This window comes from Gulosibacter massiliensis, from assembly GCF_900626105.1.
In the GTDB taxonomy this organism is placed as follows: Bacteria; Actinomycetota; Actinomycetes; order Actinomycetales; family Microbacteriaceae; genus Gulosibacter; species Gulosibacter sediminis.
In genome coordinates this window covers 1,603,999-1,626,665 of sequence record NZ_UYZX01000001.1, presented here as the reverse complement: position 1 = coordinate 1,626,665, position 22,667 = coordinate 1,603,999, and the positions used below count along the sequence as shown (strand labels likewise).

27 protein-coding genes and 1 pseudogene are annotated in these 22,667 nt (G+C 66.4%); 6 read left to right on the top strand and 22 right to left on the bottom strand.

Features of this window, described 5'->3' with window-relative positions; translation table 11 throughout:
• Nucleotides 1–25: 25 nt before the first annotated feature.
• Nucleotides 26–1,234, bottom strand: coding sequence for a cytochrome P450 (locus EJL01_RS07805; RefSeq protein WP_125107001.1), 1,209 nt, complete (start codon nt 1,232–1,234; stop codon nt 26–28).
• Between the two features lie 176 nt (nt 1,235–1,410).
• Here EJL01_RS07805 and EJL01_RS07800 point away from each other — a divergent pair, with 176 nt between their 5' ends.
• The 4 genes from EJL01_RS07800 to EJL01_RS07785 are packed head-to-tail and all read left to right on the top strand — an operon-like array spanning nt 1,411 to nt 4,693.
• Nucleotides 1,411–2,751 carry an FAD-dependent oxidoreductase gene (locus EJL01_RS07800; protein ID WP_164509754.1) on the top strand — a complete coding sequence of 447 codons (1,341 nt, stop codon included), beginning with the start codon at nt 1,411–1,413 and terminating at the stop codon, nt 2,749–2,751.
• Nucleotides 2,752–2,759: 8 nt separating this feature from the next.
• Nucleotides 2,760–3,218: a flavodoxin domain-containing protein gene (locus tag EJL01_RS07795; RefSeq protein ID WP_125106999.1), complete on the top strand. Its 459-nt coding sequence runs from the start codon at nt 2,760–2,762 to the stop codon at nt 3,216–3,218.
• 12 nt (nt 3,219–3,230) lie between these two features.
• The gene (locus tag EJL01_RS07790) at nt 3,231–3,995 is read left to right on the top strand and encodes a FadR/GntR family transcriptional regulator (protein ID WP_125106998.1); all 765 of its coding nucleotides are present in this window, start codon (nt 3,231–3,233) and stop codon (nt 3,993–3,995) included.
• Nucleotides 3,992–4,693, top strand: a complete 702-nt coding sequence (locus EJL01_RS07785; protein ID WP_125106997.1) for a cache domain-containing protein — start codon at nt 3,992–3,994, stop codon at nt 4,691–4,693. Before EJL01_RS07790 ends, EJL01_RS07785 begins: the two co-directional genes overlap by 4 nt.
• Here the strand turns inward: EJL01_RS07785 and EJL01_RS07780 are convergent.
• A complete protein-coding gene (locus tag EJL01_RS07780) occupies nt 4,690–6,276 on the bottom strand; it encodes an APC family permease (protein ID WP_125106996.1) in 1,587 nt (528 codons plus the stop codon). The two genes, EJL01_RS07785 and EJL01_RS07780, sit on opposite strands and share 4 nt — an antisense overlap.
• 407 nt (nt 6,277–6,683) lie before the next feature.
• On the opposite strand from EJL01_RS07780, the gene EJL01_RS07775 reads away from it, so the two are divergent.
• Together EJL01_RS07775 and EJL01_RS07770 are read left to right on the top strand one after the other, a co-directional pair.
• Nucleotides 6,684–7,838, top strand: coding sequence for a CaiB/BaiF CoA transferase family protein (locus EJL01_RS07775; RefSeq protein ID WP_241209137.1), 1,155 nt, complete (start codon nt 6,684–6,686; stop codon nt 7,836–7,838).
• A gap of 34 nt (nt 7,839–7,872) precedes the next feature.
• Nucleotides 7,873–9,036 carry an acyl-CoA dehydrogenase family protein gene (locus EJL01_RS07770; RefSeq protein WP_125106995.1) on the top strand — a complete coding sequence of 388 codons (1,164 nt, stop codon included), beginning with the start codon at nt 7,873–7,875 and terminating at the stop codon, nt 9,034–9,036.
• A 65-nt stretch (nt 9,037–9,101) separates the two neighbouring features.
• Here EJL01_RS07770 and EJL01_RS07765 read toward each other — a convergent pair whose 3' ends face one another.
• The 20 genes and pseudogenes from EJL01_RS07765 to rplP all read right to left on the bottom strand — a co-directional run bounded on the left by EJL01_RS07765 (nt 9,102) and on the right by rplP (nt 22,665).
• The gene (locus EJL01_RS07765; protein ID WP_125106994.1) at nt 9,102–10,295 is read right to left on the bottom strand and encodes a type III PLP-dependent enzyme domain-containing protein; all 1,194 of its coding nucleotides are present in this window, start codon (nt 10,293–10,295) and stop codon (nt 9,102–9,104) included.
• Nucleotides 10,292–10,915 (bottom strand): sugar transferase, encoded by a 624-nt coding sequence (locus EJL01_RS07760; protein WP_125106993.1) that lies wholly within the window; start codon nt 10,913–10,915, stop codon nt 10,292–10,294. Before EJL01_RS07760 ends, EJL01_RS07765 begins: the two co-directional genes overlap by 4 nt.
• Entirely contained in the window at nt 10,893–11,990 is a 1,098-nt protein-coding gene (locus tag EJL01_RS07755) for an ATP-grasp domain-containing protein (protein ID WP_125106992.1), read from the bottom strand. The genes EJL01_RS07760 and EJL01_RS07755 overlap by 23 nt, the downstream gene beginning before the upstream one ends.
• Entirely contained in the window at nt 11,983–13,041 is a 1,059-nt protein-coding gene (locus EJL01_RS07750; RefSeq protein WP_125106991.1) for a GNAT family N-acetyltransferase, read from the bottom strand. The genes EJL01_RS07755 and EJL01_RS07750 overlap by 8 nt, the downstream gene beginning before the upstream one ends.
• Before the next feature lie 36 nt (nt 13,042–13,077).
• Nucleotides 13,078–14,187 carry a GNAT family N-acetyltransferase gene (locus EJL01_RS07745; RefSeq protein ID WP_125106990.1) on the bottom strand — a complete coding sequence of 370 codons (1,110 nt, stop codon included), beginning with the start codon at nt 14,185–14,187 and terminating at the stop codon, nt 13,078–13,080.
• Between the two features lie 127 nt (nt 14,188–14,314).
• Entirely contained in the window at nt 14,315–15,319 is a 1,005-nt protein-coding gene (locus tag EJL01_RS07740) for a GNAT family N-acetyltransferase (protein ID WP_125106989.1), read from the bottom strand.
• Between the two features lie 100 nt (nt 15,320–15,419).
• Entirely contained in the window at nt 15,420–16,016 is a 597-nt protein-coding gene (locus EJL01_RS07735; RefSeq protein WP_125106988.1) for an adenylate kinase, read from the bottom strand.
• Nucleotides 16,013–17,374 carry a preprotein translocase subunit SecY gene (secY, locus tag EJL01_RS07730; RefSeq protein ID WP_125106987.1) on the bottom strand — a complete coding sequence of 454 codons (1,362 nt, stop codon included), beginning with the start codon at nt 17,372–17,374 and terminating at the stop codon, nt 16,013–16,015. Before secY ends, EJL01_RS07735 begins: the two co-directional genes overlap by 4 nt.
• Nucleotides 17,375–17,446: 72 nt before the next feature.
• Complete coding sequence (rplO, locus tag EJL01_RS07725; RefSeq protein WP_125106986.1) at nt 17,447–17,917, bottom strand: 50S ribosomal protein L15; 471 nt, start codon at nt 17,915–17,917, stop codon at nt 17,447–17,449.
• Nucleotides 17,917–18,105, bottom strand: a complete 189-nt coding sequence (gene rpmD, locus EJL01_RS07720; protein ID WP_125106985.1) for a 50S ribosomal protein L30 — start codon at nt 18,103–18,105, stop codon at nt 17,917–17,919. The genes rplO and rpmD overlap by 1 nt, the downstream gene beginning before the upstream one ends.
• Nucleotides 18,105–18,797 (bottom strand): 30S ribosomal protein S5, encoded by a 693-nt coding sequence (gene rpsE / locus EJL01_RS07715; RefSeq protein WP_125107446.1) that lies wholly within the window; start codon nt 18,795–18,797, stop codon nt 18,105–18,107. The genes rpmD and rpsE overlap by 1 nt, the downstream gene beginning before the upstream one ends.
• Nucleotides 18,798–18,829: 32 nt before the next feature.
• The gene (gene rplR, locus EJL01_RS07710; RefSeq protein WP_125106984.1) at nt 18,830–19,189 is read right to left on the bottom strand and encodes a 50S ribosomal protein L18; all 360 of its coding nucleotides are present in this window, start codon (nt 19,187–19,189) and stop codon (nt 18,830–18,832) included.
• A gap of 2 nt (nt 19,190–19,191) precedes the next feature.
• Nucleotides 19,192–19,728 (bottom strand): 50S ribosomal protein L6, encoded by a 537-nt coding sequence (gene rplF, locus EJL01_RS07705; protein WP_125106983.1) that lies wholly within the window; start codon nt 19,726–19,728, stop codon nt 19,192–19,194.
• A gap of 6 nt (nt 19,729–19,734) precedes the next feature.
• Nucleotides 19,735–20,133 (bottom strand): 30S ribosomal protein S8, encoded by a 399-nt coding sequence (gene rpsH / locus EJL01_RS07700; protein WP_125106982.1) that lies wholly within the window; start codon nt 20,131–20,133, stop codon nt 19,735–19,737.
• 106 nt (nt 20,134–20,239) lie between these two features.
• On the bottom strand, nt 20,240–20,821 hold the full coding sequence (rplE, locus tag EJL01_RS07695; protein ID WP_125106981.1) for a 50S ribosomal protein L5: 582 nt from the start codon (nt 20,819–20,821) through the stop codon (nt 20,240–20,242).
• Nucleotides 20,822–20,887: 66 nt separating this feature from the next.
• Nucleotides 20,888–21,226, bottom strand: a pseudogene (gene rplX, locus EJL01_RS07690) (50S ribosomal protein L24); the annotation flags it as partial.
• 3 nt (nt 21,227–21,229) lie between these two features.
• A complete protein-coding gene (gene rplN / locus EJL01_RS07685; protein WP_125106979.1) occupies nt 21,230–21,598 on the bottom strand; it encodes a 50S ribosomal protein L14 in 369 nt (122 codons plus the stop codon).
• 43 nt (nt 21,599–21,641) lie between these two features.
• Nucleotides 21,642–21,947, bottom strand: coding sequence for a 30S ribosomal protein S17 (gene rpsQ / locus EJL01_RS07680; RefSeq protein ID WP_125106978.1), 306 nt, complete (start codon nt 21,945–21,947; stop codon nt 21,642–21,644).
• Nucleotides 21,947–22,246 (bottom strand): 50S ribosomal protein L29, encoded by a 300-nt coding sequence (rpmC, locus tag EJL01_RS07675; protein WP_125106977.1) that lies wholly within the window; start codon nt 22,244–22,246, stop codon nt 21,947–21,949. The genes rpsQ and rpmC overlap by 1 nt, the downstream gene beginning before the upstream one ends.
• Nucleotides 22,247–22,248: 2 nt before the next feature.
• A complete protein-coding gene (gene rplP / locus EJL01_RS07670; protein ID WP_125106976.1) occupies nt 22,249–22,665 on the bottom strand; it encodes a 50S ribosomal protein L16 in 417 nt (138 codons plus the stop codon).
• Between the last annotated feature and the right edge of the window lie 2 nt (nt 22,666–22,667).

The window sequence follows — 22,667 nt, the reverse complement described above, 5'->3', positions numbered from 1 at the left end:
TGCCTTGCCTTCCGTGCGCGTGGGCCTAGGCCCGCGCCGTGAACGAGATGGGGAATCGCACCGGGCCGGTATTGCCGGAGTCCGGCAGCCACTCGTCCCCACCCGTCGAGCGGATGTTGGTGAGATTGCGCGCGAGCACCGGCAGTGCCTGGCTCATGTCCGCGCGCGCGATGTAGTGGCCGAGGCAGTGATGCACGCCGCCGCCGAAGGTGAAGTGCGGCTTGCGCTCCTCAGCGGTGATGTCGACCTCGGGGTCGGGATACGCGACCGGGTCGGTGCCCGAGGTCGCCGTGAACAAGTGCACGGTCGTGCCCTTCGCGATCCGCACGCCCTCGTACTCGAAATCGTCGATCGCCTCGCGCGTGACCCAGCGCGTCGTCGGGTTGACGCGCAGCGCCTCCTCGAGCGCGGCGCTCGCGAGCGACTCGTCGGCGGCGAGCTTCTCCCACTCCGCGGCGTTGTGGATGTACGTCTGCAGCGCGAGCCCGAGCTGGTTGCGCGTCGTGTCCATCCCGCCGAAGAGCATGAGCACGAGGGCGTTGCGAAGCTCTTCGCCCGAGAGCTTGTCACCGTCGTCGCTGAACTGCACGAGCCGCGACACGACGTCCTCGCCAGGGTTCGCCTTGCGCTCTTCGATGAGCTGCTCAACGAAGTCATAGAGCTCGTGCACGGCCTCGTCGATCTGCTCGATGTCGTCCTTGATGCTCACGCTGAGCGCGTAGCCAACCGTGTTCGCGCGGCTCGCGATGAACTGCCAGTGCTTGTGGTCGAGGCCCATCATGATGCACAGGGCGCGGGTCGCGAACGGCTCGGCGAAGTCGGCGACAAACTCGCACTCGCCGCGGTCCTTGAAGCTCGTGACGAGCTCCTCCGCCAGCGTGGTGAATTGGGGCTCGAGCCGACGCGCCATCGAGGGCGAGAAGGCGGGGTTGAGCAGGCGGCGGATGCGGTGGTGTTCGTCGCCCTCGAGCACGAGCAGGTTCTTGCTCCACCACTCGTAGAAGAGGCCGGAGTGCACCCCGTTGAGCTCGGGCCAGCGCGCCGACCCCTGCGAGAGCTTCGGATGCTTGAGCAGTTCGGCCACCTCGGCGTACCGCAGCACCGCGTAGCCGTAGTTGGTCTTCGCGATCCACGAGCGTTCGCGCGCATCGCGCACCGCCTCAGACTGCATCGCAAACTTCGGGTCTGCGATGTCGAAATATGGCAGATCGTCGATCACTTGGGTGTGACTCATGACGTTCCCTTCTTGCAAATCTTCGTCGATTTCCGGGGATTCAGGCGATTAAACCTTCATTGGTGAATGAATAGAACCACAGGCCCCGTGGAAGCACAAGAGGGCAATTTCGCCCGATTCTCTGAATGTGTACGGGGTTTGCGCGAACCACTTGCCGGAAGCTCGCGGAGCGGGTAATGATTGAAAACCAGATTTTTATGGAGGACCCAATGTCCGAGATCCTCACAACGGATCACGCAGCGCCGCGCCATATCGCCATCGTCGGCAGTGGCCCGAGCGGCTGCTTTACCGCCCAAGCACTCCACCGCAAGTGGCCGGATGCTGAGGTCACGGTCTTCGACCGGCTCGCCGTGCCGTACGGGCTGATTCGCTACGGCGTCGCCGCCGACCACCAGCACACGAAGGCGATCACGCGGCAGTTCGACCGAAGCTTCGCCGACGGCGGCGTGCGCTTCGCCGGCAACATGGAAGTCGGCACCGACCTCGGCCTCGACCAGTTGCGCCAGAACTACGACATCGTCGTGCTCGCCTCGGGGCGGTGGCGTGACCGCGCGCTCTCGATTCCAGGCGGCAAACTCCCCGGCGTCGTCGTATCGGGCGACATCGTCAACGCGCTCAACGCCGTGCCGCGACCGGCGATCCCCATGCCCCACATCGGCCGCCGAGTCGTCGTGGTCGGCGCGGGCAACGTCGCGCTCGACATGGTGAGGTTTCTCATCAAGACCGATGCCGACTACGAGGGCAGCGACGTCGCTTCCGCCGCGCTGCGGCAGTACCTCGAGGCACCCGCAACCGAGATCACCGTCTTGAGCCGCTCCCCCATCGCCGCCGCCAAGGCCGACGTCGCGATGGTGCGGGAGCTCGGCAAGATCGACGGCGTCAAGTTCAGCTACGCCAACACGAGCCCGGCGACCGACGACAACGCACTCGGCCGCAAGCGCGAGGAGGCCTTCGCCCAGCTCGCCGCGCTGGACGTCGACGCGTGGCGGGCGCGCGTGCACTTCATCTTCGGCGCCGAGCCCGGGCGCATCCGCGGCACCGAGCACGTCGAGGCCCTGCACCTGCAGGCGGCGCCCGCGGGCGAGCCGAGCGTGCTCGAGTGCGACACCGTCATCAGCGCAATCGGCTTCGACGTGAACGCCCCCGGCCAGTGGCACTACGCCCAGCACCTCGACTTCACGCCCGACGACACCACGGGGCGCATCGAAGACGGGCTCTACCGCGTTGGCTGGCTCAAGCGCGGCCCCCACGGCGCGATCCCCGCGAACCGCGCCGACGCGAACGAGGTGGCGAAGGAGATCATCGCCGACGTCGAGGCGGGTCGATTCCATGCGCACGAAGAGGCGCGGGGTTACGAGGGCCTGCCCGAGCGTGCCCGCGCGAACGCCGTCAGCTTCGACGACTGGCGTCACATCGACGAGGCCGAGGTGCGCGCGGCCGAGCCCGGGCGCATCCGCCACAAAATCACCGACCACGACACGATGCTCGCAACGGTGCGAGCCGCAACCACTAAGTGAGGACACTCATGACCATCACCGTGCTCTACGGCACCGAGTCGGGCAACTCCGAGCTCATCGCGCAGGACATCAACGGTCGCCTGCAGCAGGACGGCCACGAGTCGGAGGTGTTCGACCTGCAGGACTTCGAGCCCGAGTCGATCACCGCCGACAACGTTTACATCATCGTCTGCTCGACGCACGGCGAGGGCGAGCTGCCGAACACCGCCCTGCCATTCTTCGAGAAGTTCAAGGACTTCGCGGGCGACCTCACCGGCGTGCGCTACGCCATGTTCGGCCTCGGCGACACCTTCTACGAGGAGACCTACAGCCAGGGCAGCGAGCACCTCGACCGCCGCTTCGCCGAGCTCGGCGCGACCCGGGTCGGCGACTACGGGCGCCACGACGCCTCGTCCTGGGACCTCCCGAGCGATGTCGCGCTCGAATGGTTGCCCGGAGTGCTGGGCGCCGAGGCGAAAGGTTCCTAGACTGACACCAAGATGAACACCGCGTCGCTCTTCAGTCCCGTCCGGCCCCGACTGCCGGCGTCGCTGACGTCTGGCGACGAGCTCGCCGACACGATCACCGCCGCGATCTCGCTCGGCTCCATCGCCGTCGGAGATCGCCTCCCCGCCGAGATCGACCTCGCCGCGGAGTTCGGTGTCGCGGTCGCCACCCTGCGCAAGAGCCTCGCAGTGCTGCGCTCGCAACAGGTCGTCGAGACCCGGCGCGGGCGCGACGGCGGCACGTTCGTCATGCGCGTGCCGTTCCCGAGCGACTCGCAGGTGCGCGAGTACCTGCGCTCGCTCAGCATCATCGACCTGCGCGACTACAGCGATGAACACACGGCCGTCGCCGGCGGCATCGCCCGCCTCGTGAGCCAGCGCGCCCTGGATCAAGACCTCGAGGCGCTCGCCGAGCAGGCGCAGCAGCAGGCTGAGAGCGCCGATCTCACGGCGCAGGTCAGCCTCGACAACCGCTTCTACGTGCAGCTCGGCGCCGAGTCGCAGTCGCAGCGGCTCATGCGCGCGCAGATGCGCCTCCAGAGCGAGGTCTCGACGCTGAAATGGTCGCCGGCCGCCGCCGCCACCAGCCCCGAGGCCGCAAAGTATGCGCGCATCCAGGTCGCCGACGCGCTGCGCGCGCGCGACCCGGAACTCGCCGAGTCGACCATCGGCAACCTCATTCGACAAACCACGTACCGGATCATCGACGTCAAGCTCACGCTCGACCGCCCCGACTCCGAAGGGAACGCAGCTTCATGACGACCCCTGCCACCGCCGTCACCGAAATCGCCGACTGGTTCGAGTGCTACTTCCTCGACATCGAGCAACTCCGTGACGAGATCACGGCCGAACTCGCCGCGACATTCACGGATGGGCGGCCCGTGGTCATCACGCCGCCGGTGAGCGAGCGCATCCGTCAGATCTCGGTGGCCTTTCTCGAGCGACACCCGCGCAGCGACGGCGCTGGCATCGTCTTCGAGCTCGCACAACTCGACCCGGCTCGGGCCCGTCTCGAGTGGTGGCTGCGGGACGGCGAGAAGTTTCAGCGCAACAACTTCGTCCTCGACCCGCGCTCGGAGCGCTTCTACGACTACGAGAAGCTCGACTGGTTTCGCAGCGGATTTCACCACGAGTCACGCACGATCGCCGGGCCATACATCGACCACCTCGGCGTCGACTACTACATCAGCACGCTCACGGTGCCGGCGTTCGTCGGCGAGCGCAAGGTTGGCATCGTCGGCTCGGATGTGCGCATGGATGATCTCGAGCGGGTACTGATTCCGATGCTCGCGCCACTTCCCCGCGGGGCCGCGGTGTTGAGCCGGCACAATCAGGTGCTCGTCGGTAACTCGGGCGAGTTCAGCACCGGCGTGCTCGTCGCGGCCGTGCCCCAGGGGTTTTCGTGCGTGAGCATCCCAACCCCTGGGCTCGGCCTACGACTGCTGTATCGCGACTAGCCCCGCGCGTCGTCGCCCGGGCCACGCTCGGGATAGACGTGCGGCTTCTTGCCACTAAGCCGCATAGCGAGGTCTACGGCCTCCTCGGACTGCGCGATCGGCGTCGCGTAGCTGAGGTCGACGACGCCGGTGCCCGCGAGCTGCGCCGGGGCGTTGAGGTGCGGCTTCGCGATGAACAGGTAGAGCAGGCCCACGACGACCACGAGCGTGCCGACAATCAGCACCATCCACGACTGGAACCAGTTCACGTCGGGCACGGGCTGGACGAGCGTGTAGACCGCGAAGGCCTGGTAGATCAACGCGGCGATCGCGACGACCCAGCCCATGTTGCCCATCGTGAATTCGCCCTTCGGCTTCCACCCCCTTGCCCGGGCACGGATCGACGCGATGACGACGCTCGCGAAGGCGAGGTAAATGCCGAAGGCCGCGAACGAGATGATGGCGATGAGCGCGTCGGCGCTGAGCAGCGAGATGACCAGCACGATCGCGGGCAGCAGCGCTGCGCCGAGGAGCGCGTACGGCGGCACCGCGCGCTTGCGGTTGAACTTCGCGAGCGCCTTCGACAGCGGCAGCTGCTTGTCGCGTCCCATCGAGTACATGAGGCGTGAGGCCGCGGCTTGCAACGAGATCGTGCACGAGAGGAACGAGACGAGCACGATGATCATCACAAAGCGGAAGCCGACCGGGCCGAAGGTCGCGAGGAAGATTTCGCTCACGGGGTCGGTCGCCGTACCGTCCATCACCGCGGTGAAGTCGGGCACGGCGAGGATCAGGCCGAGCGCAATGAACATCGAGGCGACACCGCCAACATAGATCGTCATGCGCATGGCGCGCGGGATCACGCGGCCCGGGTTCTTGACCTCTTCGGCGACGTCACCGTTCGCCTCGAAGCCGTAGTAGAGGTAGATGCCGAAGATCGCCGAGCCGATGAAGGCCGCGAGGAACGGCGTCGCCTCCTGCATCTCGGGGGTGCGGAAGTCGGTGAACAGCGCGCTGAGGTCGTGGTGGCGCGAGGCGATGAGCAGCCAGGCGCCGATGAACACCGTCGCGACGATCTCAACCACGAAGCCGATGAACGCGACGTTCGCGAGGAACTTCGTGCCGCCAAAGTTCACGAGGGTCGCGAGCACGAGCAGGAACAGCGCGAGCAGCACGTTGGCGGTCGCGTTCATCTCGATGCCGAAGAGGGCGCCGAGGAACGGGCCGGCACCGTAGGCGACGGATGCGATGGTCGCGTTGATCGCGATCATGTAGATCCAGCCCGAGATCCAGCCCCACTTGGGGCCCCAGAGGCGGCGGTTCCAGGGGTAAATGCCGCCAGCGACCGGGTACTGCGAGACGACCTCGCCGAACACGCAGGCGACGAGCAGCTGCCCGAGGCCCGCGATCACGAGCATCCAGAACGCTGGCGGGCCGGCGATCGCGATCGACGCGGCGAAGGTGGTGTAGACGCCGACGACCGGCGAGAGATAGGTAAAGCCGAGGGCAAGGTTGCCCCAGAACCCCATATCGCGCTTGAACTCGCTCTCGATGTGAAGTTCGCCCTCGGCGGTGGGCGTGGGGTTGTGCGTTGAAGTCTCCATGGAGGGCTCCGACCTCTCTGAGCAGGCGATTCAATTCACTTTTAGAGGTTTAAGCCGTCAGGGCCGCCTCGTGCGTGACGAATCAGATCTAGGGACTAACCCCGGCCGACTACAGTGTCGCCCGGATGCCGGCAATACTAGCAATCCTGCAGGTTTAGACAAGGGGGAAGGGGAGAGCAGTTTTCACCTCCTGGGGCGATCTTCCTTGACAGACGTCGTTGGAAGCTCCGAGATTCGCCGTTAATTTGCCAGATATTGCACGTATTGCAAACATACATCTTCGAATCGCATCCGACCACTGCAGATTAAACGAATGAGTTTCAGTTGAGGATTGGAACTGACCCGGTCGAACTGCCTACGATGACAACGGGGATCGCGCGCAACGATGCGCGGCCCCGGGGAGCAATATGACGACACCACAGCAGCCGGCCGGACCCCTCGCGGGCCTGCGCGTGCTTGATCTTTCGCGGATTCTCGCCGGCCCGATGGCCGCAATGACGCTCGCCGACCTCGGCGCCGAGGTGGTCAAGGTCGAGCGCGCGGGCGCGGGCGACGACACCCGCACCTGGGGCCCTCCCTACGCCGAGGACGGCACGGCCACCTACTTCCAGACGGCGAACCGCAATAAACAATCGGTTGCGCTGGATTTCACGAACGAGGACGACCTGCGCGTCGTGCGCGGGCTCATCCGCGACGCCGACATCGCCGTCGACAACTTCCTGCCGGGCGCGCTCGACCGCCTCGGCATCGGCCACGAGACGATGCGCGAACTCAACCCCCGCATCGTCACCGCCACGATCTCGGGCTTCGGCTCGGCGGGCGGCGCGAGCCGCCCCGGCTACGACTTCGTCGTGCAGGCACTCAGCGGCCTCATGCACGTCACCGGCGAGCGCGACGGCGCGGCCATGAAGGTCGGCGTCGCGCTCGTCGACATCCTCGCCGCGAAGGATCTCACCATCGGCGTGCTCGCGGCACTCCGGCACCGCGACGCGACCGGCACGGGCCTGCACGTCGAGGTCAATCTGCTCTCGAGCATCCAGCAGGCCCTCGCCAACCAGTCGCAGGCCGTCGTCGGCGCCGGCGCCTCGCCCACCCGCCTGGGGAACATGCATCCGTCGATCTGCCCCTACGAGTCGCTGCCGTGTGCTGAGGGCGAGCTCGCCGTCGCGGTCGGCAACGACAAGCAGTTCCGCGTGTTCGTGCGCGAGCTCGGCGTGCCGCAGCTCGCCGACGACGAGCGCTTTGCGACGAACCCGCTGCGCGTCGAGCACCGCGAAGCGCTGCGACCGCTGCTGAGCGAGGCCCTCGCCGGCAAGTCGGCGGCCGAGTGGCAGGAGCAGCTCGTGCCCGCCGGCCTCGCCGTCGGCAAGGTGAACACGATCGCCGAGGGCATCGCGCTCGCGCAGGAGCTCGGTATCGACCCGGTCGTGTCGCTTGAGCGCGACGGCGTTGCCTCGCGCGGTCTGCGCCACCCTATCCGCTACACCCCCGAGTTCCCCCTGCCCCTCGTGGGCCCGCCCGCCCTCGACGCCGACGGCGACGAGATCCGCGCGCGCTACTGACACACTGACGCACCGACCACCGAAAGGCCCAACATTGTCTGAACTGACCGACCTGCTCAACCTCGACGCCGAGTTCACCGAAGAGGAGCTCGCGCTGCGCGGCCGCGTCCGCGAGTTTGTCGACCGCCGCATCCGCCCGAACATCGAGCAGTGGTACGAGGACGCGGTGTTCCCGACCGAGATCATCCCCGAGATGGCCGAACTCGGCCTGCTCGGCATGCACATCAAGGGCTATGGTTGCGCGGGCCGCAGCGCGACCGAGTACGGCATCGCGATGCAGGAGCTCGAGGCGGGCGACTCGGGTCTGCGCACCTTCGTGTCGGTGCAGGGCTCGCTCGCGATGAGCGCAATCGCGAAGCACGGCTCTGAGGAGCAGAAGCAGCACTGGCTGCCCGAGATGGCCGCCGGCCGTGTCGTCGGTTGCTTCGCCCTCACCGAGCCCGAGGCCGGCAGCGACCCGGCCGGGATGCAGACGACCGCCGTGCGCGACGGCGACGGTTGGGTGCTCAACGGCTCGAAGCGCTGGATCGGCCTCGGCACGATCGCGCAGATCGCCATCGTCTGGGCAAAGACCGACGAGGGCGTGCGCGGCTTCATCGTGCCGACCGACGCCGAGGGCTTCTCCGCGAAGGCGCTCGAGCCGAAGCTGTCGATGCGCGCGTCGATTCAGACCGAGCTCACGTTCGACAACATCCGCCTCACCGAGGCCGACCGCCTGCCGGGCGCGACGAGCCTGCGCGCGCCGTTCGAGTGCCTCAACGAGGCGCGCTACGGCATCGTCTGGGGCGCGATGGGCGCGGCCCGCGACGCCTTCGAGAAGGCAGCGAGCTACGCCGGCGAGCGCCACCAGTTCAACCGACCGCTCTCGTCGTTCCAGCTCACGCAGAAGAAGCTCACCGACATGGCGCTCGAGATCGTCAAGGGCCAGCTGCTCTCGCTGCGCATCGGCCGCCTCAAGGACGCCGGCAAGCTCGAGCGCCACATGATCTCGGTCGGCAAGCTCAACAACTGCCGCGCCGCGATCGAGATCTGCCGTGAGGCCCGCACGATCCTCGGCGGCAACGGCATCCTGCTCGAGAACTCGGTGCTGCGCCACGCGAACAACCTCGAGTCGGTGCGCACCTACGAGGGCACCGACGAGGTCCACACCCTCATCATCGGCCAGCACCTCACGGGCCAAAACGCCTTCGCCAACTAACCCTTCTGCGTTGAGTGGTCACTTTTTGTAGTTCTGACGGCGTCGAAACTACAAAAAGTGACCACTCAACTTTCTGGCGGAAGCCAAGAGTTGCCTCTGAGGTAATCCGAGACGGATGCGCGCTCGCGGACCCGCGTGTAGGCACCGGCGGCGTCGCGCACGTAGACCGCGGGCGGAAGCTCGATGAACGTCGACTGGTACGACATCGTGTAGGCGCAGACGTTGCGGAACACGAGTCGGTCGCCGACTCGCAGCTCACGCTCATCCTCGAGCGTGAGCAGTCGGTCGTCCTCCATGCAGGTGAAGCCGCTCACGATCTGCGTCGGCACGGTCGCCGACGACGCCGTCGTGAGGTCGACGGCGAAGGGCCGGCGCCGGCGAAAGAGCGGGTCGAGGTCGGTGCGGCTCGTGTCGGTCACGACGATGCGGTTGTCGCCGACCCACTTCACGTCGACGACGCTTGCGTGAAACTCGATCGGCACCGCCGTGAGCGAGCCGCCCGGCTCGACGATGAGCCGAGTACGGGCGGGGTCGACCGCACCGACGAGGCACTCGCGAATGGCGCCGACGTAGTCGTCGAACGTCGGGCTGTCGTCGAGGCTGCCGAAGAAGCCGCCGCCGATGTCAACCCAGTCGAGCTCGAGTCCGCGCTCGACGATGAGCTCGGCCGCGAGGGAGGCGGATGCGCGGTACACGTCGACCGACTGGCTCCGTGAGTTTCGGTGCATGTGCAGCCCCGCGAGGCGCACTCCCCCGGTGCGCAGCCGCGCGATCGCCGCATCGAGCTCACCGTTTTCGACGTTGAAGCCGAAGCGGCTGCCCGCCGCACCCGTCGTGCTCTCGCCCGGCACCCGCTCCTCGAGGTCCCAGTTCACCCGCAGGCCCACCGCGAGCCCCGCATCCGGCTGCTCTCGGCCGAGCTCGGCCGCCCACTCCACCTCGCGCTTCGCGTCGAGGTTCACCATCGAACCTGCCGCAAGCGCCGCGCGCAAGCGCTCGCGACCCTTGACCGGGCCGTTGTAGACGATTCGCTCGGGTGGGTAGCCGAGGGCGAGGGCGAGCTCGTATTCGTGGTCTGAGACGACCTCGGCCCACACGCCGCGATTGCGCAGGTGCGAGATCAGCCACGGCAGCGCGTTCGTCTTGAACGAGTACGACAGGATTGAGTTAGGCCAGTGCCGTTCGAGGGCCGCCTCGAAGCGGCCGGCGAACAGCGTGAGGAGCGGCTCGTCGACGACGAAGGCGGGCGTCGGGATCATGCCGTCGGCTCCTCGCGGAATGCCTCGCGCGTCACATGGCCGTCCGCCGAAATACCTTCGCGGCGCAGCACCGTCGTAACGGTGCGCACGAGGATGCGCAGGTCGAGCCCCGCGCTGCGGTGGTCGACGTACTCGATGTCGAGGTCGAAGATCTCGTCCCACTCGAGCGAGTTGCGGCCGCTGACCTGCGCGAGCCCGGTGATGCCGGGGCGCACTTCGTGGCGGCGCGCCTGCCGCGGCGTGTAGGCCTCGAGGTAGTGCACAAGCAGCGGCCGGGGCCCGACCACACTCATGTCGCCGCGCACCACGTTCCAGAGCGACGGCAGCTCGTCGAGACTCGTCGCGCGCAGCGCGCTGCCGAACGGCGTGAGGCGGTCCTCGTCCTCGAGCAGTCGACCCTGCGCATCCCGATCGTCGAGCATGCTGCGAAACTTCAGCAGCGTAAAGGTGCGCCCGTCTCGGCCAGCCCGCGCCTGCCGGAACAGCACCGGCGCGCCGAGCTTCGTGCGCACCGCGAGCGCGGTGCCCGCGATCACGGGCGCGAGCACGATGAGCCCGGCGGCCGCGGCGACGATGTCGAGCCCGCGCTTCACGAAGTCATACACTCGCGGCTGCGCCATGGGGGTCCTCCTGCGGGATGCGGTTCTGCTCGGGCTCGGGGCTTGCAACGGCCAGCACCTCGACGGCCTTTGCCGCGATCGTGCCCGGTCGGGTGCGGAGCCAGTCAGGTTCTGGGATGCGGCCGAGCGCCCACGCGACGTAGGCGGCGGGGATATCGGCCCCGGCGACGTGCGAGAGCGGGTAGCCGCCGCCGAAGCGCGGGTTGACGTCGATGACCGACAGTTCCCCCGCATCCGTACGGATCACGTCGAGATCGACAAGCCCGCGGTGCCCGAGCGCCCGCGCGACGCCCCGCGCGAGACTGAGGTAGGGCGTCGCGTCGACCGACTCGGCGCGATCGGTCTCACCGGCGCGCATCGCGATCTTGCGGCGCACGAGCGCGGTTGCAAACCCGCCGCGCAGGTCGGTGACGACGTCGACGCCGTGCTCGGTGCCCTGCAGCCGCGGCTGCACGACGATGAGCTCATCGGCCGCGTCGGGGTCGGCCTCGCCGCGTCCGTCGCGGTGGGTCACTTCGGCGCGGGCGCGGGCGATCGCCTCGGGCAGGGATGCGGCGCGCGCAAACCCGAGGCCGCGGGAGCCGCTGCCGTAGCGGCCTTTCACGACGAACTCGTCGGCACCGAGGCGCTCCTTCAGCGCCTCTGGGCCGAGGCGCAACGCCGTCGAGGCGAGCAGCGTCTCGGGGCTCGTCACGCCCGCATTGGCGAGCAGCTGCGCCGTCGCCAGCTTGTCTTCGATTGTGCGCTGGCGCCGCGCGTCGAGCCGCACGAGGGCATCGAAAACCGACCGATCTTCGAGCCTGGCCCAGCGCGAGAGCTCGAAGTCGTTGATGCTCACGGCGAGCGTCACTGCCTCGCGGCGCAGCGTCGCCTCGAGCCAGTCGCCGTAACCGGGGTCGACCACCGGCATCGCCGCGACAAAGGCGTCGGCGACGGCGGCCGCTGGCGAGCACGGGTCGAGGTCGGCGACCACGACCCGACCGGCGACGCGATTGCGACGCAACGCCTCGCGAAACCACCGCACGAGGTACGGCCGGCGTCCGCCCGACGCGACGAGCACCGTGAAATCAGACATGTGCAGGCTCGCTCGCTACCTTGGTGGCTGGCTGCAGGTACGGCGGGAAGAACTCGTCGGCGCGGCCCACCACGCGCTCCGGTGAGCGCTCCCAGAGCGCGCACCGGCGGCCGTACTCGACCGGGTCGACAACGATCCGCACGCTCGACGCGGCGGGTTGCACCTTCGTGAGGCCGGCCTTGAAGTGCCGCAGCGACTCCTGCGCGCCGCCGTCGAGGAAGTAGTCGTGCAGGCCGTGCTCGGGCGCCCACGCCAACTCGCTGTCGTAGAGGCCGACCTGGGGCACCTGCCGCTGATAGTCGGGATGCACGCCCACATAGAGCAGCTCGGCGATGCCGTCACACTGCGCGACGAGGTGCCCCACCGCGAGCTGCCCGTCGACGATGGTGGCCCACAGCGCGAGGTGCTCGCCGAGGTTGTCGCGGAGCTGCTCGAAGAATTCGAGCGAGAAGCGGTAATCGTCGCTCGCGCCGACGCGATCCATCGTAAGCGAGTAGAGGCGGTGGAACTGCTCGAGGTAGCGCCATTCGGTGTCGGGTTCGCAGTGCAAGCCCTGGTTATGGAATTTCCGGATGCCGCGCTGATGGTTCACGCGCATCCCGGCCCTGATCTCGGCGAGGGGCCGGTCGAGCGGGATGTCGAAGGTCGGCCCGTGGTCGACGATCGCGCCGAAGGGCGCGAAGTCCGCGCCGTCGGGGTCGAGCAGCGGATGCAGTCGCAGGAACAGCATGACTACCCCACGCGACTGCAGGAAGTCGAGCAGCTCCCGAATTGCCCCGCGGCGCCACCGCGCTGTCGCACCCTCCGAGAAGATCGGCGACGACCGCACCTCGGAGGACGTCGCGTGCACCGAGTCGCCCGGGCCAACGAGCAACCGCAGCGGCACCGCGAGCACACCCTCCGCATCCTGCACGACGAGCAGCTGCGAGGAATGCCCCCGGAACGCGTCATAGGCGGCGAGCGCCGTCGGCAGGTGGTCGACGCCGTGCCGTAGTCGGGTCAGGAGTGCTGGCCAGCGCGGGTCATCAAGTTCAAGGAGTTCAACGTCCAACTCAGCGGCTGCCCTTCTCGTGCGGTGAATCGCGGATTACGACCCCGCCAGATCTCTGATGGTGGCAGAGTGATCATCGGCCGAGCACTCGGGGACGTGGCTTTCACCCCCGAGGCTCACCCCGGGCTGGCGGTAGGGCGGGAAGAACTCGTCGGCGTGCGACACGCTGCGCCCCGCGGCGCGTTCCCACGAGGCACACTGTCGCCCAAACTCAACCGGGTCGATGACGATGCGGGCGCTGACGGCGACCGGTCGATGCTCGGTCATGCCCGCCTTGAAGCGGCGCAGCGACTCGTACGCGGCCCCGTCGAAGAAGTAGTTCTGCGCTCGGCGCGAGAGCGCCCACTGCACCTCGGCGTCGTAGGTACCGATGTGCGGAATCTCCTTGTGAAACTCGTGGTTCATCGCTCCGCAGAGCCCCTGCACCGTGCCGCCGCACTCCGTGACGATGCTGCCCATCGCCAGCACGCCGTCGACCTCGAGCATCCAGAGCGAAACGTGCTCACGGAGGGTGTCGCGCAGCCGCTCGAAGTAGTCGAGAGTAAAGCGGAAGTCATCGCTCGCGCCGACCCGCTCCATCGTCTGCGCGTAGATCGTGTGGAAGTCGGCGAGCCACTCCCAGTCGGGGTCGGGCGCATACTCGTACCCGGCCGCCTGAAACTTGCGGATGCCGCGCCGGTGGCTCTTGCTCATCCCCGCGCGGATGTCGTCGAGCGAGCGGCCGAGCTTGATGTTGAACGTCGGCCCGTGCTTCACCACCGCGCCGTAGCGGTAGAACTCGGGCACCGATGACTCGAGCAGCGGATGAAACCGCAGGAACAACGAGGCAACGTCACGACGGCGCAGAAACATGAGCAGTTCGCGGATCGCCTCGCGGCGCCACTCGACCGAGGTGCCGCCGGTGAACAACGGCGCAGAACGCACCTCGGACGAAGCTGCGTCGAGGCTCCCGCCATCGCTGTGCTGGATGCGCAGGGGCACGAGCAGCGCGCCCACATCGTCCTCGACGACCGCCAGCTGCGAGACCCCGCCGCGAAAGGCATCGTGTGCGGCGAGATACGCCGGCAGGTGATCAACGTCGTGTTGCACGGTCGCGAGCAGCGCATCCCACCGCTCGTCGCCAATGTCGAGTAGGTTTGCGTGCATGCGCTCCGGCGCCCCTCTCAGCCTCTGCGGCCTTTCGGGGTGTCGTCGGCCGCCGTGCTTCGAGGCTCTCAGAGTTCGTGAGGGTCACCGATGAATGTCGCCAGCTTTCACCCCGCGGAATGCCCCGTCAAGGCCCCGAGCCGCGCGCCGTCGCGATAGGGCGGGAAGAATTCGTCGGTTCGGCCCACCATGCCGCCTGTCTGGTGCTGCCAAGCCTCGCATCGGCGCCCGAACTCGGCGTGGTCGACAACAATGCGCGCGCTGTACTCGGCGGGTCGCACCTTCGTGATGCCTGCTTTGAACTGGTGCAGCGACTCGGTGCCCGCGCCCACTCAAGTTCCTGGTCGTAGAGCCCGACCTGCGGCACCCGGCTGTGAAAATCCGGATGCACTCCCGCGTAGAGCCCCTGCACGATGCCGCCGCAGTCGGTGACGAGATGCGCTGCGACGATCTGCTCACCGGAGCGGAGCACCCAGAGCGCCACGCGGTTGCCAAGCCCGACCACCAAATCCTGGAAGTAGGCGAGCGAGAAGTGGAACTCACCACGCGCATGCACCCGCTGCATCGTGAGTTCATAGAGCTCGTGGAAGGCCGCGAGATCGTCGTAGCCGGGCTCTCGCTCGAAGCAGAAATCACTCGCTCGGAATTTGCGGATGCTCTGGCGATGGCTGCGGCGCATATTCGCCCGGATCTCCTCGAGCGGATGATCGAGTGGGATGTCGTAGGTCGGCCCGTGCTCGACGATGGCGCCGTAGGGCGCGAAGTCGCTTCGATACCCCTCGAGCAGGGGGTGGAAGCGGAGGAACAGCGAAACGGTGCCGGAATCGCGCAGATGGTCGAGGAGCGCCCGGATGGCAGCGGATCGCCAGGCCGCGCTCGTGCCCTCGGTGAAGAGCGGCGCCGCGCGGAGTTCTGCTGATGCCGCGTCTCGCATCCCACCCGGCAGCTCGATGAACTGCAGCGGCACGGCGAACACGACGTCGCCATCGCTCACGTGGGCGAGGAGCGAGGTGCTCCCCCGCCGTCGATCGCTCGCCGCGAGGTAGCCGGGAAGGTGGTCAATGTCGTGTCGCACGCGGCCAAGGAGCGCGGCCCAGCGCTCATCCTCGTGGTCAAGAAGTTGAACTTCCATGTTGCCTTCTCTCTGGACCGTCCAAGAGGGAATGCTAGACCTGCCGCACACGAAAGGAGCGGGTGAACCTGTTTAGGATCACCCCCTCCTCACGCTGCTGTTAGGCGCGCGGCACTCGTGCCTCGAGCGCGTCGAGGATGCGCTGCGCGACTTCCTCGACCGTGCCCATGCCGTCAACCTTGACGAGGGAGCCGCGCTGTTCGTACACGCCGAGGATCGGCGCCGTTTCGTTCGCGTAGACCTCCTGGCGGTGGCGGATGACCTCTTCGGTGTCGTCGACGCGACCGAGCTCCTGCGCGCGCTTGAGCAGGCGGGCGACCACGGCATCCGTGTCGACCTCGAGCTGCACGACCGCGTCGATCGCCTGGCCCTCGGCCTCGAGCAGCCCCGTGAGGAATTCGACCTGGCCGAGCGTGCGCGGATAGCCGTCGAGCAGGAAGCCGCCCTTGGCGTCGTCCTGGCCGATGCGGTCCTGCACGAGCTCGTTCGTCAGCGAGTCGGGCACGAGCTCACCAGCGGCAGTGATCTCCTGCACCTTCTTGCCGAGCTCGGTGCCGTTCTTGATGTTCTCGCGGAAGATGTCTCCAGTCGAGATGGCGGGAATGCCGTAGGCATCGGCGAGGCCGGTTGCCTGGGTGCCCTTGCCTGCGCCGGGAGGGCCAACAATCAGCAGTCGAGCGGGTGCAGTTTGCGTCATCGCAGAAGTCCTTCGTAGTTGCGTTGCTGGAGCTGGGCGTCGATCTGTTTCACGGTTTCAAGACCGACACCGACGAGGATCAGGATAGACGCACCGCCGAGGGGGAAGTTCTGGTTCGCCGAAACCGTGGCGAGCGCGATGAGCGGCAGCAGCGCAATAATGCCGAGGTAGATCGACCCTGGGAAGGTGATGCGGTTGAGCACGTGCGCGAGGTAGTCGGCGGTCGGCTGGCCGGCTCGGATACCGGGCACAAAGCCGCCCTGACGGCGCATGTTCTCGGCGACCTCATCGGGGTTGAACGCGATGTAGACGTAGAAGTAGGCGAACCCAATGATGAGCAGGAAGTACGTCAGCATGTACGGCCAGGTGTCGCCCGAAACGAAGTTGTTCTGAATCCAGATGACCCACTCGGGCGCGGTCGTGCCATCGGTCGGCGTGTTAAATTGCGCGACGAGCGACGGCAGCATCAGCAGCGACGATGCGAAGATGACCGGGATCACGCCGGCCTGGTTTACCTTGATCGGGATGTAGGTCGACTGGCCGCCATAGGTGCGGCGACCGACCATGCGGCGCGCGTACTGCACCGGGATGCGTCGCTGCGACTGCTCGACGTAGATGACGGCCACAAGCACGAGGAACGCGAGCACGATCACGACCGCAAAGGTGATGCCGCCGCCGGTGCCACTCATCAGCGACCACATGGCCTGCGGGAATGAGGCACAGATCGAAGTGAAGATGAGTAGGGACATGCCGTTGCCGACGCCGCGTTCGGTGATGAGCTCGCCGAACCACATGATGGCGGCGGTTCCCGCGGTCATGGCGGTGACCATGATGATCATGCGGATGATGTTGGTCGTCACGTCGAAGCCAGTCGTCTCGGCAACGAGGTCGAGGACGTTCGAACAGGCCGCGTCGGTGTTGGCGCCGAAGAGGCCACCCGTGCGGGCGACGGTGAGCAGCGTAGTCGCCTGCAGCACCGCGAGGGCGATGGTGAGGTAACGCGTGTACTGCGTCAGCTTCGTCTGGCCCGACTGGCCCTCCTTGTGGAGCGCCTCAAAGTGCGGCACGACGACTCGGAGCAGCTGGATGATGATCGACGCGGTGATGTACGGCATGATGCCGAGTGCGAAGATCGACAGCTGCATGAGCGCGCCGCCCGAGAAGAGGTTGAGCATCGAGAACAGGTTCGTCTGTCCGTCGGTGTTCATGCCGTCCACACAGGTCTGCACGTTCGCGAAGTTCACGTGCGGCGCCGGGATGGTGGTACCCAACCGGTAAAGGGCGATCATGCCGAGTGTGAACAGGATCTTGCGTCGAAGATCCGGCGTTCGAAACACCCGTGAGATAGCACTGAACACGCGGGAAGCCTGCTTTCCTAATGTGGACAAACGAGAACGGGGCCGGTGAAAGCCGGCCCCGTTCTCGGGAAATTACTTGATGGAGCCGCCAGCGTCGACGATCTTCTGCTCTGCTGAGCTCGAGACCTTGTCGACGGCAACATTCAGCTTAACGGTTACTTCGCCAGTACCGAGAACCTTGACGAGCTCGTTCTTGCGAACGAGGCCCTTCTTCACGAGGTCCTCGATGGTGACGTCGCCACCCTGCGGGTAGGCCTGCTCCAGCTGGAACAGGTTCACCACCTGGTACTCCTTGCGGAACGGGTTCTTGAACCCGCGCAGCTTCGGGGTACGCATGTGCTGTGGCATCTGGCCACCCTCGAATCCGAGGCGCACGGTCGTACGAGCCTTCGAACCCTTGGTACCGCGACCAGCGGTCTTGCCCTTCGAGCCCTCACCGCGACCCTTACGGATGCGCGACTTCTTGGCTCCCGGAGCCGGACGGAGGTCGTGCAGCTTGAGCTTGCCTTCCTCGGGTCCGGTCGTGTTCTCGTTGTTCGTCATTATTCGTTGATCTCCTCAACCTTGACCAGGTGAGCGACCGCACGCACATAGCCACGCAGCTGCTGGCTGTCCTCACGGACAACCGAGTCGCCGATGCGCTTCAGGCCGAGCGAGCGCAGGGTTTCGCGCTGGTTCTGCTTTTCGCTAATGACCGACTTGATCTGGGTCACCTTGAGAGTCGTAGCCATTAGGCACCAACCTTTGCAGACTTGGCGGCCTCGTCGGCGGCGCGTGCCTGGTCGCGCAGGATGCGCTCCGGCACGACGTGCTCGACGTCGAGGCCACGACGGGCGGCGACGGCACGCGGCTCTTCGAGCAGCTTGAGCGCCTCAACCGTCGCGTGGACGATGTTGATGGTGTTCGACGAGCCGAGCGACTTGCTCAGGATGTCGTGGATACCAGCGCACTCGAGCACGGCGCGGACGGGACCACCTGCGATAACACCGGTACCCTGCGCGGCCGGGCGGAGGAGGACGACGCCAGCGCCGGCCTCACCCTGCACGGGGTGCGGGATGGTCTTGAGCACGCGGGGAACGCGGAAGAAGTTTTTCTTCGCTTCCTCGACGCCCTTCGCGATTGCCAGGGGCACTTCGCGTGCCTTGCCGTAGCCGACGCCCACGAGACCGTTGCCATCGCCAACGACGACGAGCGCGGTGAAGCTGAAGCGACGACCACCCTTGACGACCTTGGAGACGCGGTTGATGGTGACAACGCGCTCGAGGAACTCGTTCGCCTTGTCGTCCTCGCGGCCACGGCCACCACGGCCGCCACGGCCGCCGTCGCGCTGCTGGCGGTCGCGGTTGCCGCTGCGGCGCTCGCGTCCGTCTTCACGCAGGTTGGTCTCGCTCGAAGCGGCGGTCTCAACCGGGGTGTCGGTCATGTTGTCGGGGACGTTGTTCGTGTTGTTCTCGGTCACAGGTTCAGCCCTGCCTCTCGTGCTCCATCGGCAATCGCGGCGACACGGCCGGCGTACTTGTTTCCACCACGGTCGAACACGACGGTCTCGACTCCGGCTTCCTTGGCGCGCTCGGCAACCAGTTCGCCGACGCGACGAGCCTTGGCGGTCTTGTCACCGTCGAAGCTGCGAAGCTCGGCTTCCATGGTCGAGGCCGACGCGAGGGTGTGACCCTGGGCGTCGTCGATGACCTGGACGAACACGTGGCGAGCGGAACGGGTAACGGACAGACGGGGGCGCGCTGCGGTGCCCTCGATCTTCTTGCGCAGCCGGTTGTGGCGACGGCCACGGGCGGCCTGCTTGCTCTGCTGAGCCATGCTTACTTACCAGCCTTTCCGGCCTTGCGGCGTACCTGCTCGCCCGCGTAGCGGATGCCCTTGCCCTTGTAGGGCTCCGGCGGACGAATCTTGCGGATGTTCGCAGCGGTCTCGCCGACCAGCTGCTTGTCGATGCCCGAGATCGAGATCTTGTTCTGACCCTCGACCTTGAAGGTGATGCCTTCGGGGGCGGGCACGTTGACCGGGTGCGAGAAGCCAAGCGCGAACTCGAGGTCCGAGCCCTTGGCCATCACGCGGTAACCGGTTCCAACGACCTCGAGGTCCTTGGTGTAACCAGCGGTCACGCCGATGATGTTGTTGAAGATGAGGGTGCGGGTCAGACCGTGCAGGGCACGCGACTCACGCTCGTCGTCGGGGCGGGTGACGAGCACCTGGCCCTCTTCGACCTTCACCTCGATGGGCTGGGCGACGGTGAGTTTGAGCTCACCCTTGGGGCCCTTAACCGAGACGAGTGCGCCGTCAAGCTTGACCTCAACGCCGGCGGGAATTTCGATGGGGAGACGTCCAATACGCGACATTCTGGATCACCATACGTAGGCGAGGACTTCCCCACCCACGCCCTTCTGCTCGGCCTCGCGGTCAGTCAGCATGCCGGAGGAAGTGGACAGGATCGCGATGCCGAGGCCACCAAGAACGGTGGGCAGCTCGGTCGACTTCGCGTAGACGCGCAGACCCGGCTTCGAGACGCGCTTGATGCCCGACAGAGCGGGGCGGCGGTCCTGGCCGAACTTGAGCGAGACGCTGAGGGTCTCACCAACGCGAGCGTCCTCGACGCTCCAGTCGGTGATGTAACCCTCGCGCTTGAGGATCTCTGCGATGTTCTTCTTGAGCTTCGAACCCGGCATCGACACTGCGTCGTGGTGGGCGTTGCTCGCGTTGCGCAGACGGGTAAGCATGTCTGCGACGGGGTCGGTCATAGTCATGACTCGATATTTCCTTTCGCCTGGTTTCGACGCGCCGTACACGGCACGCCGACCTGTGGTGTTGCCCGCCGGGGGTTCCCGGCGGGCAATGGGCCAAACGTAGAGTCTACTTCAGGCCCGCGGTGAAGGGGAAGCCGAGAGCGCGAAGCAGTGCGCGGCCGCTCTCGTCGTCCTTCGCGGTGGTGACCACGGTGATGTCCATACCGCGGGTGCGGTCGATCCGGTCCGGGTCGATCTCGTGGAACATAACCTGCTCCGTGAGACCAAAGGTGTAGTTGCCGTTGCCGTCAAACTGCTTGTCCGAGAGACCGCGGAAGTCGCGGATACGGGGCAGTGCGAGCGCCAGGAGGCGGTCGAGGAACTCCCACATGCGGTCACCGCGGAGGGTGACGTGGGTACCGATGGGCTGGCCTTCGCGAAGCTTGAACTGCGCGATCGACTTGCGCGCGCGGGTCACCTTCGGCTTCTGGCCGGTGATCTGGGTAAGGTCGCTGATCGCGCCCTCGATCACCTTGCCGTCACGAGCTGCCTCGCCAACACCCATGTTCACGACGATCTTCTCGAGACCCGGAATCTGGTGAACGTTGGCAACACCGAGCTCCTCCTGGAGCTTGGCCTTGAGTTCGTTGCGGTACTTGACCTTGAGTCGGGGCTGGATTTTGCCAGCCACCGTGGCAGTGTCAGTCATCTGCTACTCGCTGTCCTTCTTTGCTGCGGTCTTCTTCGTGGTCTTCTTCGCCGGCGCGGCAGCTGCGCTGTCGCGACGCGACGCCTTGAACTCACGAGTACGAACCGTCTTGGTAACGCCACCCTCGGTGACCTCTTCGACCTTGACGCCCACGCGGGCGGGCTTCCCGGTCTCGGGGTTCACGAGTGCAACGTTCGAAACGTGGATGGGGGCCTCGACGGTCTCGATGCCACCGGTCTTCGAACCACGCTGCGTCTGGCCGACGCGAGTGTGCTTCGTGGCGTAGTTGACGCCTTCAACGATGACGCGGCTCTGCGCGACGAGGACCTCGAGGACCTTGCCCTGCTTGCCCTTGTCGCTGCCGCTGATGACCTCGACGAGGTCGCCCTTGCGAATCTTCGCCATGAGTTAGAGCACCTCCGGAGCGAGCGAAATAATCTTCATGAACCGCTTGTCGCGCAGCTCACGGCCGATCGGGCCGAAGATGCGCGTACCGCGCGGTTCACCGTCGTTCTTGAGAATCACGGCAGCGTTCTCGTCGAACTTGATGTACGAACCGTCGACGCGACGGGTGGCCTTCTTCGTGCGAACGACGACCGCCTTGACGACGTCGCCCTTCTTCACGTTGCCGCCGGGGATCGCGTCCTTGACGGTCGCGACGATGACGTCACCGAGGCCGGCGTAGCGGCGACCCGAGCCACCCAGAACGCGGATGGTGAGGATCTCCTTGGCGCCGGTGTTATCGGCGACGCGGAGGCGGGATTCCTGCTGAATCATGTGTCAGTCTCCTTGGCTGTGTCCAGGCTTCGTAGGCGAAGGCCTACTTCGCCTTCTCGAGGATCTCGACCAGCCGCCAGCGCTTGGAAGCGCTGAGGGGACGGGTCTCGGCGATGAGCACGAGGTCGCCGATGCCGGCGGTGTTCTGCTCGTCGTGCGCCTTGATCTTGGTGGAGCGGCGGAGCACCTTGCCATAAAGGGGGTGCTTCACGCGGTCCTCGACCAGCACAGTGATGGTCTTTTCCATCTTGTCGCTGGTGACGTAGCCGCGGCGGGTCTTGCGGTAGTTGCGGTGCTGCGCGGCAGCCTCGTTGACCTCGGCAGCCGACGCGTTCGTGGTCTCAGCCATTAGTTGGTCTCCTCGTTCTCGGCCTTCTCAGCCTTCTTCGCGCGAGTCTTCTTGGCCGGCTTCTCAGCAGCGGCCGGAGTCGCACGGATGCCGAGCTCGCGCTCACGGATGACCGTGTAGATGCGAGCGATGTCGCGCTTCACGGCGCGGATGCGGCCGCGCTCTTCGCCCTGACCGGTGGCGGCCTGGAAGCGCAGGTTGAACAGCTCTTCCTTGGCCTTCTTCAGCTCGTCGGTAAGACGGCCGTTCTCAAAGGTGTCGAGCTCGGTAATGGCGAGCTCCTTCGATCCAATCGCCATGTCTACTCGCCTTCCTCACGGGTAATGATGCGTGCCTTGAGCGGCAGCTTGTGGATTGCGCGCATGAGTGCTTCGCGGGCCAGTTCCTCGTCAACGCCGCCGACCTCGAAGAGGACGCGACCGGGCTTGACGTTGGCGACCCACCACTCAGGCGAACCCTTACCGGAACCCATGCGGACTTCCGCAGGCTTCTTGGTGAGCGGACGGTCCGGGTAGATGTTGATCCACACCTTGCCGCCACGCTTGATGTGGCGGGTCATGGCGATACGTGCGGCCTCGATCTGGCGGTTCGTGACGTATGCCGGGCTCAAGGCCTGGATGCCGTACTCACCGAAGGAGACCTTGGTGCCACCAGTTGCCTGGCCGCTACGGCCGGGGTGGTGCTGCTTGCGGTACTTAACTCGTCGTGGAATCAGCATGT

Excerpts from the sequence above, each read along its gene's own strand:
- EJL01_RS07805 (WP_125107001.1), bottom strand. The coding sequence starts at position 1,234 with ATGAGTCACACCCAAGTGATCGACGATCTGCCATATTTCGACATCGCA.
- EJL01_RS07800 (WP_164509754.1), top strand. The coding sequence starts at position 1,411 with ATGATTGAAAACCAGATTTTTATGGAGGACCCAATGTCCGAGATCCTC.
- EJL01_RS07795 (WP_125106999.1), top strand. The coding sequence starts at position 2,760 with ATGACCATCACCGTGCTCTACGGCACCGAGTCGGGCAACTCCGAGCTC.
- EJL01_RS07790 (WP_125106998.1), top strand. The coding sequence starts at position 3,231 with ATGAACACCGCGTCGCTCTTCAGTCCCGTCCGGCCCCGACTGCCGGCG.
- EJL01_RS07785 (WP_125106997.1), top strand. The coding sequence starts at position 3,992 with ATGACGACCCCTGCCACCGCCGTCACCGAAATCGCCGACTGGTTCGAG.
- EJL01_RS07780 (WP_125106996.1), bottom strand. The coding sequence starts at position 6,276 with ATGGAGACTTCAACGCACAACCCCACGCCCACCGCCGAGGGCGAACTT.
- EJL01_RS07775 (WP_241209137.1), top strand. The coding sequence starts at position 6,684 with ATGACGACACCACAGCAGCCGGCCGGACCCCTCGCGGGCCTGCGCGTG.
- EJL01_RS07765 (WP_125106994.1), bottom strand. The coding sequence starts at position 10,295 with ATGATCCCGACGCCCGCCTTCGTCGTCGACGAGCCGCTCCTCACGCTG.
- EJL01_RS07760 (WP_125106993.1), bottom strand. The coding sequence starts at position 10,915 with ATGGCGCAGCCGCGAGTGTATGACTTCGTGAAGCGCGGGCTCGACATC.
- EJL01_RS07755 (WP_125106992.1), bottom strand. The coding sequence starts at position 11,990 with ATGTCTGATTTCACGGTGCTCGTCGCGTCGGGCGGACGCCGGCCGTAC.
- EJL01_RS07745 (WP_125106990.1), bottom strand. The coding sequence starts at position 14,187 with ATGCACGCAAACCTACTCGACATTGGCGACGAGCGGTGGGATGCGCTG.
- EJL01_RS07740 (WP_125106989.1), bottom strand. The coding sequence starts at position 15,319 with ATGGAAGTTCAACTTCTTGACCACGAGGATGAGCGCTGGGCCGCGCTC.
- EJL01_RS07735 (WP_125106988.1), bottom strand. The coding sequence starts at position 16,016 with ATGACGCAAACTGCACCCGCTCGACTGCTGATTGTTGGCCCTCCCGGC.
- rplO (WP_125106986.1), bottom strand. The coding sequence starts at position 17,917 with ATGACGAACAACGAGAACACGACCGGACCCGAGGAAGGCAAGCTCAAG.
- rpmD (WP_125106985.1), bottom strand. The coding sequence starts at position 18,105 with ATGGCTACGACTCTCAAGGTGACCCAGATCAAGTCGGTCATTAGCGAA.
- rpsE (WP_125107446.1), bottom strand. The coding sequence starts at position 18,797 with ATGACCGACACCCCGGTTGAGACCGCCGCTTCGAGCGAGACCAACCTG.
- rplR (WP_125106984.1), bottom strand. The coding sequence starts at position 19,189 with ATGGCTCAGCAGAGCAAGCAGGCCGCCCGTGGCCGTCGCCACAACCGG.
- rplF (WP_125106983.1), bottom strand. The coding sequence starts at position 19,728 with ATGTCGCGTATTGGACGTCTCCCCATCGAAATTCCCGCCGGCGTTGAG.
- rpsH (WP_125106982.1), bottom strand. The coding sequence starts at position 20,133 with ATGACTATGACCGACCCCGTCGCAGACATGCTTACCCGTCTGCGCAAC.
- rplE (WP_125106981.1), bottom strand. The coding sequence starts at position 20,821 with ATGACTGACACTGCCACGGTGGCTGGCAAAATCCAGCCCCGACTCAAG.
- rplN (WP_125106979.1), bottom strand. The coding sequence starts at position 21,598 with ATGATTCAGCAGGAATCCCGCCTCCGCGTCGCCGATAACACCGGCGCC.
- rpsQ (WP_125106978.1), bottom strand. The coding sequence starts at position 21,947 with ATGGCTGAGACCACGAACGCGTCGGCTGCCGAGGTCAACGAGGCTGCC.
- rpmC (WP_125106977.1), bottom strand. The coding sequence starts at position 22,246 with ATGGCGATTGGATCGAAGGAGCTCGCCATTACCGAGCTCGACACCTTT.
- rplP (WP_125106976.1), bottom strand. The coding sequence starts at position 22,665 with ATGCTGATTCCACGACGAGTTAAGTACCGCAAGCAGCACCACCCCGGC.